Source organism: Enterobacter sp. RHBSTW-00318 (assembly GCF_014101375.1).
Lineage (GTDB): Bacteria > Pseudomonadota > Gammaproteobacteria > Enterobacterales > Enterobacteriaceae > Enterobacter > Enterobacter ludwigii.
Map to the genome: position 1 here is coordinate 5,188,061 of NZ_JABXQH010000001.1, position 15,365 is coordinate 5,203,425.

The following is a 15,365-nucleotide window of genomic DNA, read 5'->3' on the forward strand; positions in this document are numbered from 1 at the left end:
AACGATGGAGCGGATATGAAAAAATTAGCGGTGGCAGCCCTTGTATTAAGCAGTCTCTCTGGCGGCGCGTATGCGCATGAAGCAGGTGAATTCTTTATTCGTGCCGGTTCGGCAACGGTGCGTCCAACAGAAGGCTCTGATAGCGTACTGGGTATGGGCGGTTTTAACGTCAGCAACAATACCCAGCTCGGTTTGACCTTTACGTATATGGCGACGGAGAACATTGGTGTTGAGCTTCTGGCAGCAACGCCATTCCGTCATCGCGTCGGTTTAGGGCCAACCGGGGATATCGCGACGGTGCACCATTTACCGCCAACACTGATGGCGCAGTGGTACTTTGGTGATGCTAACAGTAAGGTGCGTCCGTATATTGGCGCAGGGGTGAACTACACCACCTTCTTCGACGAGAAATTTAACGATACCGGTAAAGAAGCCGGGCTTACCGATCTCAGCCTGAAAGACTCGTGGGGTGTTGCGGGGCAGGTGGGGCTGGACTATCTGATTAACCGTGACTGGTTAATTAACGCCTCGGTCTGGTACATGGACATTGATACCGACGTTCGCTTTAAAGCGGGCGGTGAACAGCAAAGTATCAGCACTCGCCTCGATCCGTGGGTGTTTATGTTCTCCGCGGGTTATCGTTTCTGATTTATCCCTTGAGACTGGCCTGGTTATGGCCAGTCTTGCTTCGGGGGGCGATTAAGGTTGCCCCTCCATATTCCAGCGTGCTGAACTCATCTCATCAAATACATGCTGAACCGTAAACGGCGGAAATACTACCCGTTTAGCCGCGTCAGTCAACGCCTGACCATAACCTAATCACATCATCCCTAGAGTCGAGGTGCAGGTTGCACCGCTTACCGCTTCATGCGTGAGAATCGGTCAGTGCGGCGTCCAGTGATTGCTCAATGGCGTAGGCCTGTGGTCCCTACGATAATAAGCCCCGATAGCACGGGGCTTATCTTTCCTCGCAGGCACGCTAACGCACCACCAGCACCGGGCATTTTGCGTGGCGCACGACGACCGCAGCGTTAGAGCCTAACAGATAGGTCGAAATATCAGGTCGATGAGACGCAATAATTATCAGGTCTGCATTGATACTCTCAGCCAGTTTCAGGATCTGATCTTTAGGCGTGCCAGAAATGGCGTGGGTCTGAATGCGGTCGGCCGGTAAATTGAACTGCGTAACGATCTCATTCAATTTCGCCAGCGCCTCCTGCTGCATTTCTTCCAGTTTTGGCATCTCAACGGAATAGGCCAGACCAAGAGAGGAATAGTAGGGGAAAGAAGGAACGACAGTCAGAAAATGCACTTTGCCGTTACTGATTGCTGCGTTCGCCTGAACATAGGGAATCACCTGTTCGGTCAGGTGACGCTCTGAAATATCGACAGGAACGAGAATTGACGCAAACATGCCACACCTCCTGTTTGTTTTTTATCCACTTTAAGTGTAGTTCCGGGGGAGAACAGGGGACTGTATTTACCGCCAAAGTGGGACGTAAGGCGGATTTTTGGGGCAGGAGACGCCCCGGTTAAGGAGCGTCTGTGGCGGGATTATTTCTGTATCAAATAACGAATGGTTGGCCCATCCTGTTGAATGTCCAGCACGGTGTAACCGTGGTTTTTAGCATCCAGAGGAATGTTGTTGATGGACTGCGGGCAGTCGCTCACCACCTCCAGAATTTCCCCTTTCCTGAGCTGAGGCAGGGCTTCCAGCGTGGCGACAGCGGGATAAGGGCAGGGTTCGCCCACCATATCCAGACGATAGTCAGGCACGATCTCTTTCATGCGGCATTCTCCTGCGTTTCATTTTTGACAGCGGCACGGCGGAAGAACCGTTTCTCCTGCGCAATCACCAGTAAAAAAGCGGCCAGCAGCAGGGCGTACGTCACCAACAGGCCACCGAGTGGGCCGAACGTGCTGAGCAGGTTGACCTTATCCCAGTTCGTCGCGAGGACAGGAGAAAGGGAATCCCAGTAGTACGCAAGGAGAGTTGACCCGAGCACGTTCCCCAGGCCAACCCACCAGTAATGCACCTGACCTTCAACGGCGCGGTACATCCAGCCGGTTTCACAACCGCCAGCCAGCACAATCCCGAAGCCAAACAACAGGCCGCCAATCACCGCATTCGGGCCGGCCCACATGATTTTCGGTTCAACGCCTAACTGAACATAGCTGAAGATGCCGATAGCACTCACCGCCATCCCGGCAATAATCGCTTTTGCCATCATTGTCCGCCCGGTGATCCACATATCGCGAAACGCTGAAGTAAAGCAGATCTGCGCGCGTTCAATAAGCAAACCAAAGCCCACGCCAAACAGCATTGCCAGACCCAGTTTAGGTTGATTGAGCGCTGTACACAGTGCCCATGCCACCATGGCGAAAAAGACCAGCATCCCCAGGCGGAAACGACGGTGTGCCTGAGCCGGTTTTTGCGTCAGCGGCGATGCGGCGCTGACCTTAACCATCCTGACGGGAATACGGAACAGCGGCAAAAGGGTAAATTTTGCGCCAAAGTAAGAACCGATGGCGGTAGCGACGGCAAAGAACCAGGCATGTAGCGAAAACTGTGGGATACCGGTAAAGAAGGCGGCAAGGTTACAGCCCATCGCCAGGCGCGCACCGAAACCGGCAATCATGCCGCCGATGACCGCCTGTACGATGCGGATCCGACTTTTTGGCATTCTCAGCTTAACGTTGTTTGCCCACAGCGCGGCGGCAAAACAGCCGCCGAACATGCCGATGATCATCATCCCGTCGATGCGGGTCAGCGGAGTGCCTTCCAGATGAATGAGCTTAAAGTAACCCCACTCTTCAGCATGCACACCGGCAAGCTGCAGCAGCTGTCCACCCCAGCGGGTAAACTCGCCGGTTACAGCCCAGAACGTACCGGTAATGCCGAAATAGTAAGTAGACAGGATCCCCGCTGCGATAACGGCGGGTACAGGTGACCAGAACTTAACCAGGTAAGTCTGTTTGAAGTATTGCCATGACATGAGTAAGCCTCTGAACTCAGAAGGTATATTTGGATTTAACGGGCTGGAATATATAACTTTTTTTCTTTCTCCAAAACCTCTCCAAAACTTTTCTCAAAAATACCTACCTTTTTTATGACCTCCGTCATCAAATCTTCCTGATATCTCCTGGCAATCACTCACCCGGCTGCAAAATATTCACTCTTTTCGCGGCCCCTCACGCAGAATACGCGAGCGGCAGACATCCAGAATTTCGTCAGCGAGTGCAGAATTATCCGGGCAGGCACGGGACAACACCAGAGCACCGACAAGATGTGCAAAGGTGTCTATCAGGTCAGCACGTGAGACATTTTCGTCGCTTAACATTGCCAGCTGGCGTTCAACCCCGGCTGCAAATGTCTCTTTGATGGACTCGGACTGACGGGCGGTGTCGGTGCCCAGGGCAGACATCACACAACCCCTGGCCATATCATCGCGATGCTGTCGGGAGAGGTAATATTCAATGAATTTTTCTCGGTCCACACCCGCCAGGTTTTCCGCGGCGTGTACAAAACCACAGTTCATGGCTTCTGACATCAGGTCAGCCTTTGAACCAAAGTGCTTATAAAACCCGCCGTGGGTTAAACCCGCCGCAGACATCAGCTCCGCCACGCCCACGCCGTCATAGCCGCGCTCACGAAAAAGTTCTGATGCCGTTTCAACAATGCGCATCCGGTTTTCCCGAACCTGCTCTTTTGACACTTTCATGCTTTCCCGCCCCCTTACAAAACAAGGCTCAATTATACATTGATGATGATCATAATCAAACCAGTTGACTTTATAGATTATGATCATCATCATTAAATCCATGTCCCCGACGGCGCTTCGCAGAGATATGCGCGCTCTGTCAGTTTGACTGAGATCAGCAAAGAGAGCCGGACATATCCCCGGATTTACCTGCATCGAACAGTGCAGATTCTGTTCAACATTTAATAAAGAAGATCACATATGACGAAAACTTCAGTTCTCATTACAGGCGCATCGACGGGTATTGGTGCTGTTTATGCGCAAAGGTTTGCGAGCCGTGGACATGACCTGGTTCTGGTTGCCCGCGATAAAACAAAATTAGACGCACTCGCCGAGCGTCTGCGACAGGAGAAGGGCGTTTCTGTTGATGTTCTGCCAGCCGACCTCACTCAGGCAGCGGATTTAGCGACGGTGGAAGCTCGTCTTCGTGAAGACGAAAAAATAGGGGTGCTGATTAACAACGCGGGCATGGCACAGTCGGGCAATTTTACCGGCCAGACGCCTGAGGCAATTGAGCGTCTTATCGCCCTGAACGTCACTGCGCTGACGAGGCTTGCTCGTGCCGCGGCGCCACGGTTTGTCAAAACCGGAGAAGGCGCAATCGTCAATATCAGTTCCGTCGTTGGGCTCGCCCCGGAATTTGCCATGACGGTTTACGGGGCAACCAAAGCCTTCGTGCTTTTCCTGTCGCAGGGATTGCATCTTGAGCTGTCCTCCGCGGGCGTTTACGTCCAGGCGGTACTTCCGGCCGGCACTTACACCGAAATCTGGGAACGTGCAGGTATTGATATCAGTAAGGCGCCCGAGATGATGGAAGTGGGTCAGTTAGTTGACGCAGCCCTGGCCGGCTTTGATCGTCGCGAACTCGTCACCATCCCTCCTTTACAAAATGCTGCCCACTGGGATGACCTGGAGAAGGCGCGTCAGGCTCTGCTGGCGGATATCAATCAGGCTAAAGCGGCAGAACGGTACACAGTGTAGCCACGGGGATTCGGCATAACCCTATGCCGCGTTGTTTCCCTGCAGCGTGTTGTTGCGCTGCAGGGTGAGCAGGACTCCATCAAGAGAGCGTAGTGAGAATGACAAAAAAACGTGTAGCACTGGTGACCGGAGCTTCTTCGGGGATCGGTGAGGCATCGGCTAAAAAACTGCTGGCCGCGGGGTATACGGTCTATGGCACCAGCCGGCGCGGTGTGCAGGCAGGCACACATCCCTTTGCGTTATTAACGCTTGATGTGACGGACGATGCGTCCGTGAGCGCCGCCATTGAGGCGTTACTGCACCTGGAAGGGCGGATAGATTTGCTGGTGAATAATGCGGGCTTTGGGGTTGCTCCTGCGGCCGCGGAAGAAAGTTCGATTGATCAGGCCAGGCGTATTTTCGACACCAACTTTCTTGGCCTGGTCAGAATGACGCGGGCAGTGATCCCGCACATGCGCCGTCAGGGCAGTGGCCGCATCATCAACATTGGTTCGATATTAGGGATTGTCCCGCTACCTTACGTGGCACTGTATGCAGCCAGTAAGCATGCGGTTGAAGGGTATACGGGCGCGCTGGACCATGAACTGCGCACACAGGGTATCAGGGTTTCCGTGATCGAGCCGGCCTATATAAAGACACAGTTCGACGTAAACAATTTAGAACCTGACGCGAAGCTAGAAGAATATGAACCGCTCCGGGCTAAGCTGAACAACGTCGTCAGCAAGGCAATGGACGAGGCGGAACGTCCGGAAGTGGTGGCTGATGTGGTGGTAAAGGCTGCCCAGTCTTTACGGCCTAAGGTGCGTTATACGGCGGGCACGCTGGCGGGGAAACTGAATTTCATTCACCGCTTTGCGCCGGCTTCACTTCTGGACAAGGTAGTACGCAACAGTCTTCAGCTCGACGCGAAAGAATAAGAATATGAAATTTTCTCAACTGGCTATTCTGACTGCCGGGTTGTTTTTCATCCTGGCGGCGATATGGATGTTCTGCCCGCAACTGCTGTTAACGCAGTGGGGAATCACGCCAACACCGGGAACTGATGTGCTCGGCCATCGCTCTGCCGCCCTGTACGCGGGCCTGGGGGTGATGTGTTTATTCGCCAGGCATGCAGAGCCCACGCTGGCCCGCTATGCCCTGGCAGCAGGGATCGGTACGTTATGTTTGATTTTAGCCGTGTCCGGCGTTGTTGAGTGGTATGCAGGACACGTTAATGGGCAGATCGTTATTGCAGTATTTATCGAGCTATTCCTGGGTATCGCTTTTTTACTCAGCAACAGCGTTGGTAAGAAACACGCCACCGGCAAACCCGGCAGAGTAAAAGACAAATGAATAAGAAGACGATGAAAGCATTTACGTTCAAACGCTATGGTAAATCCCCTGAACTGGGATTCGACGACGTCGATTTTCCGTCCCCTGGTGATGATGAAATTCTGGTCAAAGTGTATGCAGTAGGTCTGAACCCGATCGATAACATGATCCCGACCGGCATGTTCAAACGTGTTCTGCATTTCAGTCTCCCCGCGACGTTGGGCAGTGACGTGTCCGGCGTTGTCGTTGCCACAGGACGCCGCGTGAGGCGTTTCAAAGCAGGCGACGAGGTTTTCGCCAGTATTTTTGACAGGGGAACGGGTTCGCTTGCTGAATTTGTGCGGGTGCCTGAAAACCTTGCAGCGTTAAAACCCGCCACCCTGGATTTCGTACAGGCAGCGTCGCTTCCGATGGTCAGTCTCACCTCCTGGCAAGCGCTGACGGAACGCGCGAAGCTGCGAGCGGGGCAGAAAGTATTTATCCCGGCCGGCTCCGGTGGAATTGGCAGTTTTGCTATCCAACTGGCAAAACACCTTGGCGCAACGGTAGGGACGACAACCAGCACCGCCAACATTGACTGGGTGAGCCGCCTTGGTGCAGATGAGGTGGTTGACTATAAAAAGCAGGAATTCGAAAAAGTGCTGAGCGGCTACGATATTGTCCTCGGTACTATCAGAGGTGACGCGATTGAGAAATCCACCCAAATCCTTAAACCGGGAGGGAAGATAGTTTCCCTGATCGGGCCGTTAGATACGGCTTTCGCACGGGAAAGACACCTCAATGTTTTCCTGCGTTTCGTATTAGGACTGATGAGCCGCAAAATCATGCGACTGTCAAAAAAACGAGGATTAACCTATTCGTTTCTCTTTGTCCGCCCTGATGGCAGCCAGCTTAGCCAAATCGCTGAACTCATGGACGCTCAACGCATCAAGCCTGTTATCGACAACGTTTTCCCCTTTGCCGAAACTGGCGACGCCTTCGCCTATCTGGCTCGCGGGCATGCAAAGGGGAAAGTGGTGGTTAAAATTCATGAGTGATAGCAACGAAGGCTTGCCTCTGCGCTAAGCATAAATGACCAGGGTTATCGCCTCAGGGAAGAGGTATAGTCACTATCACCGTTCGTATCAGTTATAGCCTTCCGTCTTCATCGCATAATGCGGCCAGATATCAGGATCGTGCCCGGGAATAATTTCCGCATTATGCATCTGGGTAACCACTCTTAGTTTTGCCACCGACCGTGCCACCTCACTGGCCGATGTCATCAAGCCAGGCAGGGCTTTATCCTGAAAATGGTCAAGCGTATAGGCAGCATCTATCGCCAGGGTGAACGATTTTCCACTCGGCAGGGAGATGACAAAAGATTGATGACCCGGGGAGTGGCCTGGCGTGTAAATGATTTTCAGAACGCCATCGCCATACAGATCAAAACCGTCATCGGCATCTCCTGCCAGAAACTGCCATTTGAGACCTTCGCGATGAAAATCTTTCCGACAGTAGGCCCCGGCGGTAAACCAGTCCGGTGAAAAGGCATAGTCATACTCAGCACGCTGCACAAGATGAGTGGCTTCAGGAAAGCGGCCAATCGCGCCGGTATGGTCAGAGTGGAGGTGGGAGAGTAAAACATAACGCACCGATTCTGGCCTTATTCCGAGCTTCGCCAGTTGTCTTCTACAGCCCTGGTTTGTATCCATGATGGGTTGATACTGGTCAACAGTCGGTCCCCAGTAGGCGCGGGGATCCTTCAGCCCTTCCACCGCAAGACCACCGTCAATAACAACATTCCCCTGCGGATGCGTCAGTAAAAACCAGGGGACAGGTATAATGTAGTCGGCGCCTTCACCCTGATTCATCCTGATATCGTGATATTTACAACGCTGATAGCCCGACTGGAACATATAAAGCCTGATATCTGACATGCTTCTTTTCCCGTAAAAAATGAAATCTTCTGTACGCCATAGCTAGAACAGCCGTGGACGCACAGATTTTCATTAACAGAAGGGCCTGCCAGTAGAGGGGCGGGACCACTTTCATTTATCGGTTTTACCAATATAATCGGTGAATGGATTTACTTACGGCAATGCGTATTTTCATTCGGGTGGTTGAGCGCGGAAGCATGTCTGCCGCCGCGCGCGATCTCGGCATCGGACAGCCGGCGGTCAGTGAAAGGATAGAGCGTCTGGAAGCTCATCTTAATACCCGCCTGCTGCGACGTCACACGCGCCGAATGTCTCTCACCAATAGCGGGACGCTGTTCTATGAACGGAGCAAAAGCGCCGTTGCAGCGGCTGACCATGCGCTGGCAATCGTGGATAATGGTGAGGCAATTAGTGGAACCCTGCGCATTGCCGCACCCTATGGTGCCGGGGAAGAGTTACTTATGCCCGCCCTGCTTAAACTGCAATTGGCCTATCCGGGCATCAACATTGATCTGGTGCTCAGTGACAGAGTGACGGACCCGGTAACCGAAGGTGTGGATATCTCGCTACGTCTTGGTGAGGCGGGGGAAGGATATTATGTTGCCCGCCCGTTGGGGAAAATTGAGCGGTTGCTGGTGGCCTCTCCCGAATATTTGCAGCGTTATGATATGCCCCGTACACCGGATGAACTCGCCCGACATGCGTTTGCTCGTGTTTCGGGCCTGTTTATGAATAACCATGTGACGCTGATCGCGCCTGACAACGCGTTACTCACCGTCCCTGTGAGAATAACATTCACTTCCAGCCACTGGCGGCCGTTACGTACTGTGCTTCTGGCAGGAAAGGCAATCGGGGTATTGCAGTCTCCGGTTTGCCGACAGGAGATTGCCGACGGGCATCTCGTACCTGTGTTACCCGACTACCTTGTTCCTTCATTCCCTGCATATCTACTTTATCCTCCGGCTAATATCATCTCCGCTGAAACACGAGCATGTGTCGCTTTCCTTGAAAACGAACTTCGCACAAGCCTTACGCGCTCGGTAACAAAAGGGCAGCTATAGTTCTCAAACTCGAATATGAGGCTGTTTAATAAACGGTTGAACAAAATTTCGTGCCTGCCTGAGGTACACCCCGGTTAATGGCTTGCCCAGTCGAGCATGCGTCATTCGCTGCTACGGCGCGGCAACTCTCCGGAAGCTAAATATTCTGCGCGGGTTTGAAACTACTGCAGTGACGTCTTCCCCCACTGCCTGACGTGTTCAATCAGAGCCCGCAGCTTGGGGGCCATATTTCGACGTTGCGGGAAGTACAGATAAAACCCAGGAAAAGGCGGAAGAAAATCATCCAGTAATGAAACAAGCTGTCCTTTTTCAATAAATGGCCTGAATGTTTCATAGGTTGCAAAGGTAATTCCTCCCCCCGCAAGCGCGAGCCTGAGCATGAGACGGAGATCGTTGGTGGTGATATGCGGTTCAACCGCCACGTCGAAAGGTATTCCCGCTTCCTCAAATTCCCAGCGATAGGGCGCGACGTCTGGCGATGGGCGCCAGCCGATACAGCGATGGCGGATAAGCTCTCGCGGATGGCGCGGTGCGCTGTGGGCCGCCAGATACGTTGGTGATGCCACCACCACTTCCCGTCGCTGTCCCGTCAGAGGGACAGCAATCATGTCTTTTTCGATCACGTCACCGAGCCTTACGCCGGCATCATAGCCCGCTGCCACAATATCAAATTCGTCATCCGACACGACGATATCGATGGTGACTGCAGGGTTAGCGGCTGCAAAGGACGCGAGCAGAGGGCCTGAAAGAAATTCTTCTGCAATTGAGGTGACAGCAATTTTCAGATGCCCTCGCGGCCCGTTGTCAGAGAGAACGTCTTCGCACGCCGCGTCAATCGTTGATAGCGGTACGGACAACGATTTTCGCAGCCGTTCTCCCGCTTCAGTCAGGTTTACCGAACGCGTGGTGCGCATGACAAGCAGGGTCCCGAACGTATCCTCCAGGCGTCTGATCCCCTGGCTGACCGCCGATCGCGTCACGCCAAGACGTTCGGCGGCAGCGCTGAAGCTATGTTCCTCAGCGACAGCCAGAAACAGAGGTAAAAGATTAAGGTCAATTTTCATTGTTTAGGTTTGCTAACCAGTGCGTACACCAGTGGCAGGATACACGAAACAATACCCTCGTTCTATTATCCCTCTGAACTCAACTGAAGGAGTAAATCATGGATAAAGTCATCTTGATCACCGGTGCATCCAGCGGTATCGGAGAGGGTATTGCACGAGAGCTTGGCAATGCAGGCGCGAAGTTATTACTTGGGGCACGCAGGAAAGATCGTATAGAAGCTATCGCTGCAGAAATCCGCAGTACAGGCGGGCATGCTGAAGCCTGCGAGCTGGATGTCACAAATCGCCAGTCGATGTCTGATTTCGTGCAGGCGGCACTGACTACGTGGGGGCGTATTGACGTTCTGATCAACAACGCGGGAATAATGCCCCTTTCTCCGCTGGCAGCGGGTAGATATGATGAATGGGAACGTACCATTGATGTGAATATCAAGGGCGTACTATGGGGGATTGGCGCCGTGCTTCCCACCATGGAAGCGCAGGGCTCCGGTCAGATAATCAATATTGGCTCTATCGGTGCTCTTTCTGTGGTGCCGACAGCCGCCGTCTATTGCGCCACAAAGTTCGCCGTTCGGGCGATTTCAGATGGCTTGCGACAGGAAAGCGCCAGCATCCGTGTCACCTGCGTCAACCCCGGTGTGGTGGAAAGCGAACTTGCCTCGACCATTACTCATCCGGAAACGCAGGCGGCAATGGAGGTATACCGTTCCATTGCACTCCAGCCGGCTGATATTGCCCGCGCTGTTCGGCAAGTGATTGAAGCACCAAAAAATGTTGATACAACAGAAATCACGATTCGACCTACCGCGTCTGCGAACTGAACTGGCTAACGCATATTCACCACGAAAGCTGCCTGTAAGGCAGCTTTTTTTTGTCGCGTCACAGGGTGCAGGGTGAAAATTGTATGTGTATTGAAAAGGTCATAACGCGGGCCAGACAACCGGTTTGGCCCGCATGACAAACTTACCACTGCTGCTCTGTGGGCATGATGAACAATTCTGCCACGTCGACATGGTCCGGCGCGCGCAGCACATAAAGGATGGAATCAGCAATATCCTCTGACTTCAGGAACGTCATGTGTTCCTTCAGGTTTTCCATCTGTGCACGGTAGTTTTCGTCAGTAATGTGCTCGAATAATTCACTTTCAACCGCGCCTGGCTGAAGTGAGGTTACGCGAATATTGTATTGAGACGAAAGCTCCATGCGTAATACATCTGAAAATGCGGCTACCGCATGTTTCGTCGCGCAATATACCCCGAGTCCAGCGAACGTTTTTCTGCCCGCAATCGAGGACGTATTGATGATATGCCCTGACTTTTGCGCTTGCATCACAGGGAGTACCGCGGCAACCGTGTTCATTAAGCCCTTAATATTGACATCAACCATACGATGCCACTCCTCCAGTTTGAGACTGGCGATGTCTGAAATGGGCATGAGTCCGGCATTGTTGAAGGCGATATCAATGTGGCCATAGGCGTCGTGCAGTTTCTTCACGCCGTCGAAGACTGACGCCTGGTCAGTCACATCCATTTCCAGCGCAATGGCTTCTCCGCCGAAGGTCTTGATTTCTGACACCAGCGCCTTGAGACGATCCCGGCGGCGGGCCGCGAGTCCCACTTTGACCCCCTCTCTGGCCAATTTAATGGCGGTGGCTGCGCCGATACCGCTTGATGCACCGGTCACGATGGCTGATTTACCGTTGAGTTCCATGATTGATCCTCTTATGCGTTTGTTTCAGCGCTTCAGCAAAGAACATCTGAAGTTCGGGTCAATCATGTCTGCAAAAGGCACACTCTTCGCGCGGTGGTTTGCTCACACTGTCGGTGTTTTGCTACGCATATTTTCGTGGCGATATTGGGAGGGCGAAATACCGGTGTGCTTGCGGAATATGGCAGCAAAATGGCTGGGGCTGTTGTAGCCCACGGTCAGGGCAATGCTGATCATCGAATCCTCTGTCTCGGACAACAGGCGGCGCGCCGCTTCCATTCGCAAGCGGATAAAATAATGGGAAGGCGAAAGCCCGGTAGACTGTTTAAAGACCCGGCTGAAATGGAATTCGCTAAGCTCGGCAAGGCCAGCCAGACGTGCTAAGTCAAAGGGGTGAGCCAGCTCTTCATGCATCGCCTTAAATACCCGGTGTAATTTATATGCCTGCAACCCGCCGTGGTGTCGCTTTGCCGATGTCCGGTAAGCACGGGAGAGATGTACGGCAAGGGCTTGAGCGATACCCTGGATGTAAGGTCCACTGGGTGGGTGCTGAAAATAAAGCTCTGCGCGCATAAGTTCCAGCAGGGCTGACAGTGTTTCATCGCGTTCGCCCGACACTTCCCGCAGCTCAATACCCTGCATCATGGACACACCAATATAGACGTGCATAACGATGAAAGGGCTGTCTGGCTCGGCTTGCCATCTCATCTCTGTCGGAGAGGTGTCGGTCGTGAGAAAAAAATCACCTGCGGTAACGTGGTTTTCTGACCACTCTCCGCCCAGAGGCCGTTCTGCAACGACGGCCCGTCCAGAGAGTATCCAGACAATAAAAGGCTCTGGCACGGCCGGGATAATAACGTTGTCCTGCCTCTGTCGACGCGCCAGAATTTGAATGAAGACATCCCGGGAAGATTGTGCCCGATGTTCCTTGAGCAATTCGCCCGGAATGTACGCTTCGAATGATTCAGCGGAAGTACGTTGAGCCATATTCGTCAATAACGTCTCTTAAGCCAGTTTCACAAGGTTTAGCGCGGGAAGGGGACCACCCGGGAATTGTTGCAGATATCCCCCAATCTCAAGACTCCCTAAGTCTATACTGGCGAAGCCCATTCGGGTGGCTAATTCCTCAACGTCCGCTTTTGCATCAGCGTGGTCGCCGGACATAAAGACCACGCGGCGCCCGCCAGATTGGGACGGATCTTGCGCAAGAACGTTTGCCAGAAGCGTGTTGAAGGCTTTGACGACTCGGGCTCCCGCTGCCCACTCTGAAACGCGCTGGGATGAATTTTTACCCCCCAGATCTGCAAGGGTGTAGCCCGGCAAAAGTACCGGGTTAGTCGCGTCAATCAGAATACGACCCTCCCAGTTCAACCCACTTAATGCGGCCTCGGTTCTGTTCCAGTTGGTACTTATAAAAACGATTTCGGCTTCGGCAGCCTGTTGTACCGTTCCGGCGCGAGCTTTGTCGCCCAATGCCTCAATCACTTCAGCCAGGCTGTCCGGGCCACGACTGTTACTGAGGATGACATTCATGCCTGCGTTGACCAGCTGGTGGGCAAAAGCTTGTCCGATGGCGCCTGCACCAATAATGCCGACAGTATTTGTTTTCATAATTTGTTTCCTTAAATGAACAGATGCGTTGATGTGTTTGGCTACGTTGCTTGAGAACATGAAAGGAGAATAGTGCTCACCGATCTATCTGTGTAGCCTATATAATTAGATGGTATACATCTAAAGGGGCGATACATGCTGGATGGTATGTCGATTGATCAACTGCGTACTTTCATTGCTGCAGTTGATGAAGGCAGTTTCTCGGCCGCAGGTCGCAAACTTCGCCGGGCGCAGTCCGTCGTTAGCGGTACGCTGGCAAATCTGGAATCTCAGGTAGGCTTTCCTTTATTTGAGCGAACGGGACGTTACCCGAAACTGACGGAGGCGGGGGCAGCCTTACTGGAGGCCGCACGCCATACGCTTGCCGGAATGGACGCGTTTAAGGCTAAGGCGCGTATCCTGGCAGAAGGCCTGGAACCCGAACTCGCCGTGTCTGTGGATGTGATGTTTCCGATAGAGATCCTGACCGCAGTCGTGAAGGAATTTCATCTGGCCTTTCCCGGCACACCGTTGCGTCTTTATGTTGAGGCGCTGGGCGCGGTACTTCAGCCATTGCTGGCCGGCAGCTGTCGGGTCGCGATTATCGGCTCGCTACCGGATGTTCCGACCGGGTGTGCCTCTGAGTTCCTGCTCAGTGTTCCTGCCGTGGCTGTGGTCTCACCCGATCATCCTTTGGCTAAAATGGCTGGCCCAATTCTTCGGCCGGTTATGGAGAACGCTGTGCAGCTTGTATTGGCTGACCGCTCATCACTCACGGCGGGTCGCAACTTTGGCGTGATGTCGGCTAAGACGTGGCGTTTGGGTGACATGGGGGCAAAACATGCATTCTTGCGTGCGGGCCTCGGTTGGGGTTATATGCCTTTGCCTATGGTTGAGGATGATATTGCTAATGGCAGACTGGTTATCCTGAACCTGGAGATGCAGCCCGATGTTGGCCCTGGTTTTTCCATGCATGCGGTACATATGACGCAATATCCTCCAGGGCCAGCCGGACGCTGGTTTATTAATAAGCTTAAAACGCAGTAAACCAGGTTATCTGGCAGTCAGAGCACCAGATAATCGATATCCTGCATCAGAATGTATAAAATGCCCCGACGGTAAAGAGAAGATATTCATCCTTTTGCACAATGGGGCTGCTGCTTACACGGTCTGCAAGCGTGATATACCCTAAATCCGCATAGCCGGACCAGTTATCATTAAATGTGTGTTGCCAGTTAATATCGTAATTCACACTGTTTAATCCGCTACCCGCGTTGAAAGGCCTATATCCGGAATGGGTACTTTGATTTTCATTCACCCCAAACCAGGTATTATTATACCGTGCGTCGCCGTATTTTCTTTCGGTACTGATTAGCAGAGTATCTGTATCGTTAGCAAAAAAAACGACATTAAGTTTAATTTTATATTGCATTCCCTGGCTTTCAGTCAGCGGTGCCGTAATATTTCCCTCAAAGCCTATCCAGGGTGCCATCCACCATCCTGCCGTGGTGGTGGTATTCATTACGGTATTAATCTTACCCATACCTTTAAGTTTATCAGAGCCTTCCTGAAGCCAGGCGTTTCCGCTATCCGTGCGGCCAAGGGAATACCCCAGAGCTTGCCCCAGGTAAACGCCATTACTGAACTGATGGGAATAGACGATACCTTTGTCAGTATTGACGGACCAGTCATCGTAAGTCCATCCGAAATACGGCAGCGTATTGACATCATATTTATTCGAGCCGGTATATTCAGGCGCATATTGTGAACCTACGCCAATCGTGACATAAGATGCTTTTTTATCTGATGATGCCTGTGAAGCGAACGATGCTGCGATGAGTGTTACTAAGGCAATTTTTATTTCCTTCATAAAACTTCCTGAATGAATTATGCTTATATCTATGAATTGCGGAGTATGCGGGCGGTCAATCAATATTCCTGCAAGATTTAATCAAGATTCCATCAAGGTGCGAA

Annotated in this window: 18 protein-coding genes; 8 read left to right on the top strand and 10 right to left on the bottom strand. The window is 52.5% G+C overall.

The genetic code is table 11. From position 1 onward, the window contains the following. The first annotated feature begins 15 nt into the window (after positions 1–15). Positions 16–648 carry an outer membrane protein OmpW gene (ompW, locus tag HV157_RS25545; protein ID WP_014170432.1) on the top strand — a complete coding sequence of 211 codons (633 nt, stop codon included), beginning with the start codon at positions 16–18 and terminating at the stop codon, positions 646–648. A 331-nt stretch (positions 649–979) separates the two neighbouring features. Here ompW and uspF read toward each other — a convergent pair whose 3' ends face one another. The 4 genes from uspF to HV157_RS25565 form a co-directional block, all read right to left on the bottom strand. Continuing rightward, positions 980–1,414, bottom strand: coding sequence for a universal stress protein UspF (gene uspF, locus HV157_RS25550; RefSeq protein ID WP_182269119.1), 435 nt, complete (start codon positions 1,412–1,414; stop codon positions 980–982). A 140-nt stretch (positions 1,415–1,554) separates the two neighbouring features. Further along, positions 1,555–1,788: a sulfurtransferase-like selenium metabolism protein YedF gene (gene yedF, locus HV157_RS25555; RefSeq protein ID WP_014170428.1), complete on the bottom strand. Its 234-nt coding sequence runs from the start codon at positions 1,786–1,788 to the stop codon at positions 1,555–1,557. Then, positions 1,785–2,996, bottom strand: coding sequence for a selenium metabolism membrane protein YedE/FdhT (gene yedE / locus HV157_RS25560; protein ID WP_032680851.1), 1,212 nt, complete (start codon positions 2,994–2,996; stop codon positions 1,785–1,787). The genes yedF and yedE overlap by 4 nt, the downstream gene beginning before the upstream one ends. Positions 2,997–3,173: 177 nt before the next feature. Then, the gene (locus tag HV157_RS25565) at positions 3,174–3,722 is read right to left on the bottom strand and encodes a TetR/AcrR family transcriptional regulator (protein WP_059306668.1); all 549 of its coding nucleotides are present in this window, start codon (positions 3,720–3,722) and stop codon (positions 3,174–3,176) included. Positions 3,723–3,962: 240 nt separating this feature from the next. Between HV157_RS25565 and HV157_RS25570 the strand changes: the two genes are divergently transcribed. From HV157_RS25570 to HV157_RS25585, 4 genes are all read left to right on the top strand, one after another. After that, the gene (locus HV157_RS25570; RefSeq protein ID WP_182269120.1) at positions 3,963–4,742 is read left to right on the top strand and encodes an SDR family oxidoreductase; all 780 of its coding nucleotides are present in this window, start codon (positions 3,963–3,965) and stop codon (positions 4,740–4,742) included. Positions 4,743–4,840: 98 nt separating this feature from the next. Then, positions 4,841–5,659: an oxidoreductase gene (locus HV157_RS25575; protein WP_182269121.1), complete on the top strand. Its 819-nt coding sequence runs from the start codon at positions 4,841–4,843 to the stop codon at positions 5,657–5,659. Between the two features lie 4 nt (positions 5,660–5,663). Next, positions 5,664–6,074, top strand: a complete 411-nt coding sequence (locus HV157_RS25580) for a hypothetical protein (protein WP_121339584.1) — start codon at positions 5,664–5,666, stop codon at positions 6,072–6,074. Beyond that, positions 6,071–7,090: an NADP-dependent oxidoreductase gene (locus HV157_RS25585; RefSeq protein WP_182269122.1), complete on the top strand. Its 1,020-nt coding sequence runs from the start codon at positions 6,071–6,073 to the stop codon at positions 7,088–7,090. The genes HV157_RS25580 and HV157_RS25585 overlap by 4 nt, the downstream gene beginning before the upstream one ends. A gap of 87 nt (positions 7,091–7,177) precedes the next feature. Here HV157_RS25585 and attM read toward each other — a convergent pair whose 3' ends face one another. Beyond that, positions 7,178–7,969 carry an N-acyl homoserine lactonase AttM gene (gene attM, locus HV157_RS25590; RefSeq protein WP_182269123.1) on the bottom strand — a complete coding sequence of 264 codons (792 nt, stop codon included), beginning with the start codon at positions 7,967–7,969 and terminating at the stop codon, positions 7,178–7,180. Between the two features lie 161 nt (positions 7,970–8,130). On the opposite strand from attM, the gene HV157_RS25595 reads away from it, so the two are divergent. Then, on the top strand, positions 8,131–9,030 hold the full coding sequence (locus HV157_RS25595) for a LysR family transcriptional regulator (protein ID WP_063156505.1): 900 nt from the start codon (positions 8,131–8,133) through the stop codon (positions 9,028–9,030). Positions 9,031–9,191: 161 nt separating this feature from the next. On the opposite strand, the gene HV157_RS25600 is transcribed toward HV157_RS25595, so the two are convergent. Continuing rightward, positions 9,192–10,094 carry a LysR family transcriptional regulator gene (locus HV157_RS25600; RefSeq protein ID WP_182269124.1) on the bottom strand — a complete coding sequence of 301 codons (903 nt, stop codon included), beginning with the start codon at positions 10,092–10,094 and terminating at the stop codon, positions 9,192–9,194. A gap of 98 nt (positions 10,095–10,192) precedes the next feature. Here HV157_RS25600 and HV157_RS25605 point away from each other — a divergent pair, with 98 nt between their 5' ends. Further along, complete coding sequence (locus HV157_RS25605; protein ID WP_182269125.1) at positions 10,193–10,915, top strand: SDR family oxidoreductase; 723 nt, start codon at positions 10,193–10,195, stop codon at positions 10,913–10,915. A 142-nt stretch (positions 10,916–11,057) separates the two neighbouring features. Here the strand turns inward: HV157_RS25605 and HV157_RS25610 are convergent, their stop codons facing one another. The 3 genes from HV157_RS25610 to HV157_RS25620 form a co-directional block, all read right to left on the bottom strand. Continuing rightward, entirely contained in the window at positions 11,058–11,804 is a 747-nt protein-coding gene (locus tag HV157_RS25610) for an SDR family oxidoreductase (RefSeq protein ID WP_198922398.1), read from the bottom strand. 102 nt (positions 11,805–11,906) lie between these two features. After that, positions 11,907–12,788 (bottom strand): AraC family transcriptional regulator, encoded by an 882-nt coding sequence (locus HV157_RS25615; RefSeq protein WP_182269126.1) that lies wholly within the window; start codon positions 12,786–12,788, stop codon positions 11,907–11,909. A gap of 18 nt (positions 12,789–12,806) precedes the next feature. Next, complete coding sequence (locus tag HV157_RS25620) at positions 12,807–13,472, bottom strand: NAD(P)-binding domain-containing protein (protein ID WP_182269127.1); 666 nt, start codon at positions 13,470–13,472, stop codon at positions 12,807–12,809. Positions 13,473–13,547: 75 nt separating this feature from the next. Between HV157_RS25620 and HV157_RS25625 the strand changes: the two genes are divergently transcribed. Then, positions 13,548–14,438, top strand: coding sequence for a LysR family transcriptional regulator (locus tag HV157_RS25625; protein WP_182269128.1), 891 nt, complete (start codon positions 13,548–13,550; stop codon positions 14,436–14,438). A 46-nt stretch (positions 14,439–14,484) separates the two neighbouring features. Here the strand turns inward: HV157_RS25625 and HV157_RS25630 are convergent, their stop codons facing one another. Further along, on the bottom strand, positions 14,485–15,261 hold the full coding sequence (locus HV157_RS25630; protein WP_182269129.1) for a MipA/OmpV family protein: 777 nt from the start codon (positions 15,259–15,261) through the stop codon (positions 14,485–14,487). Between the last annotated feature and the right edge of the window lie 104 nt (positions 15,262–15,365).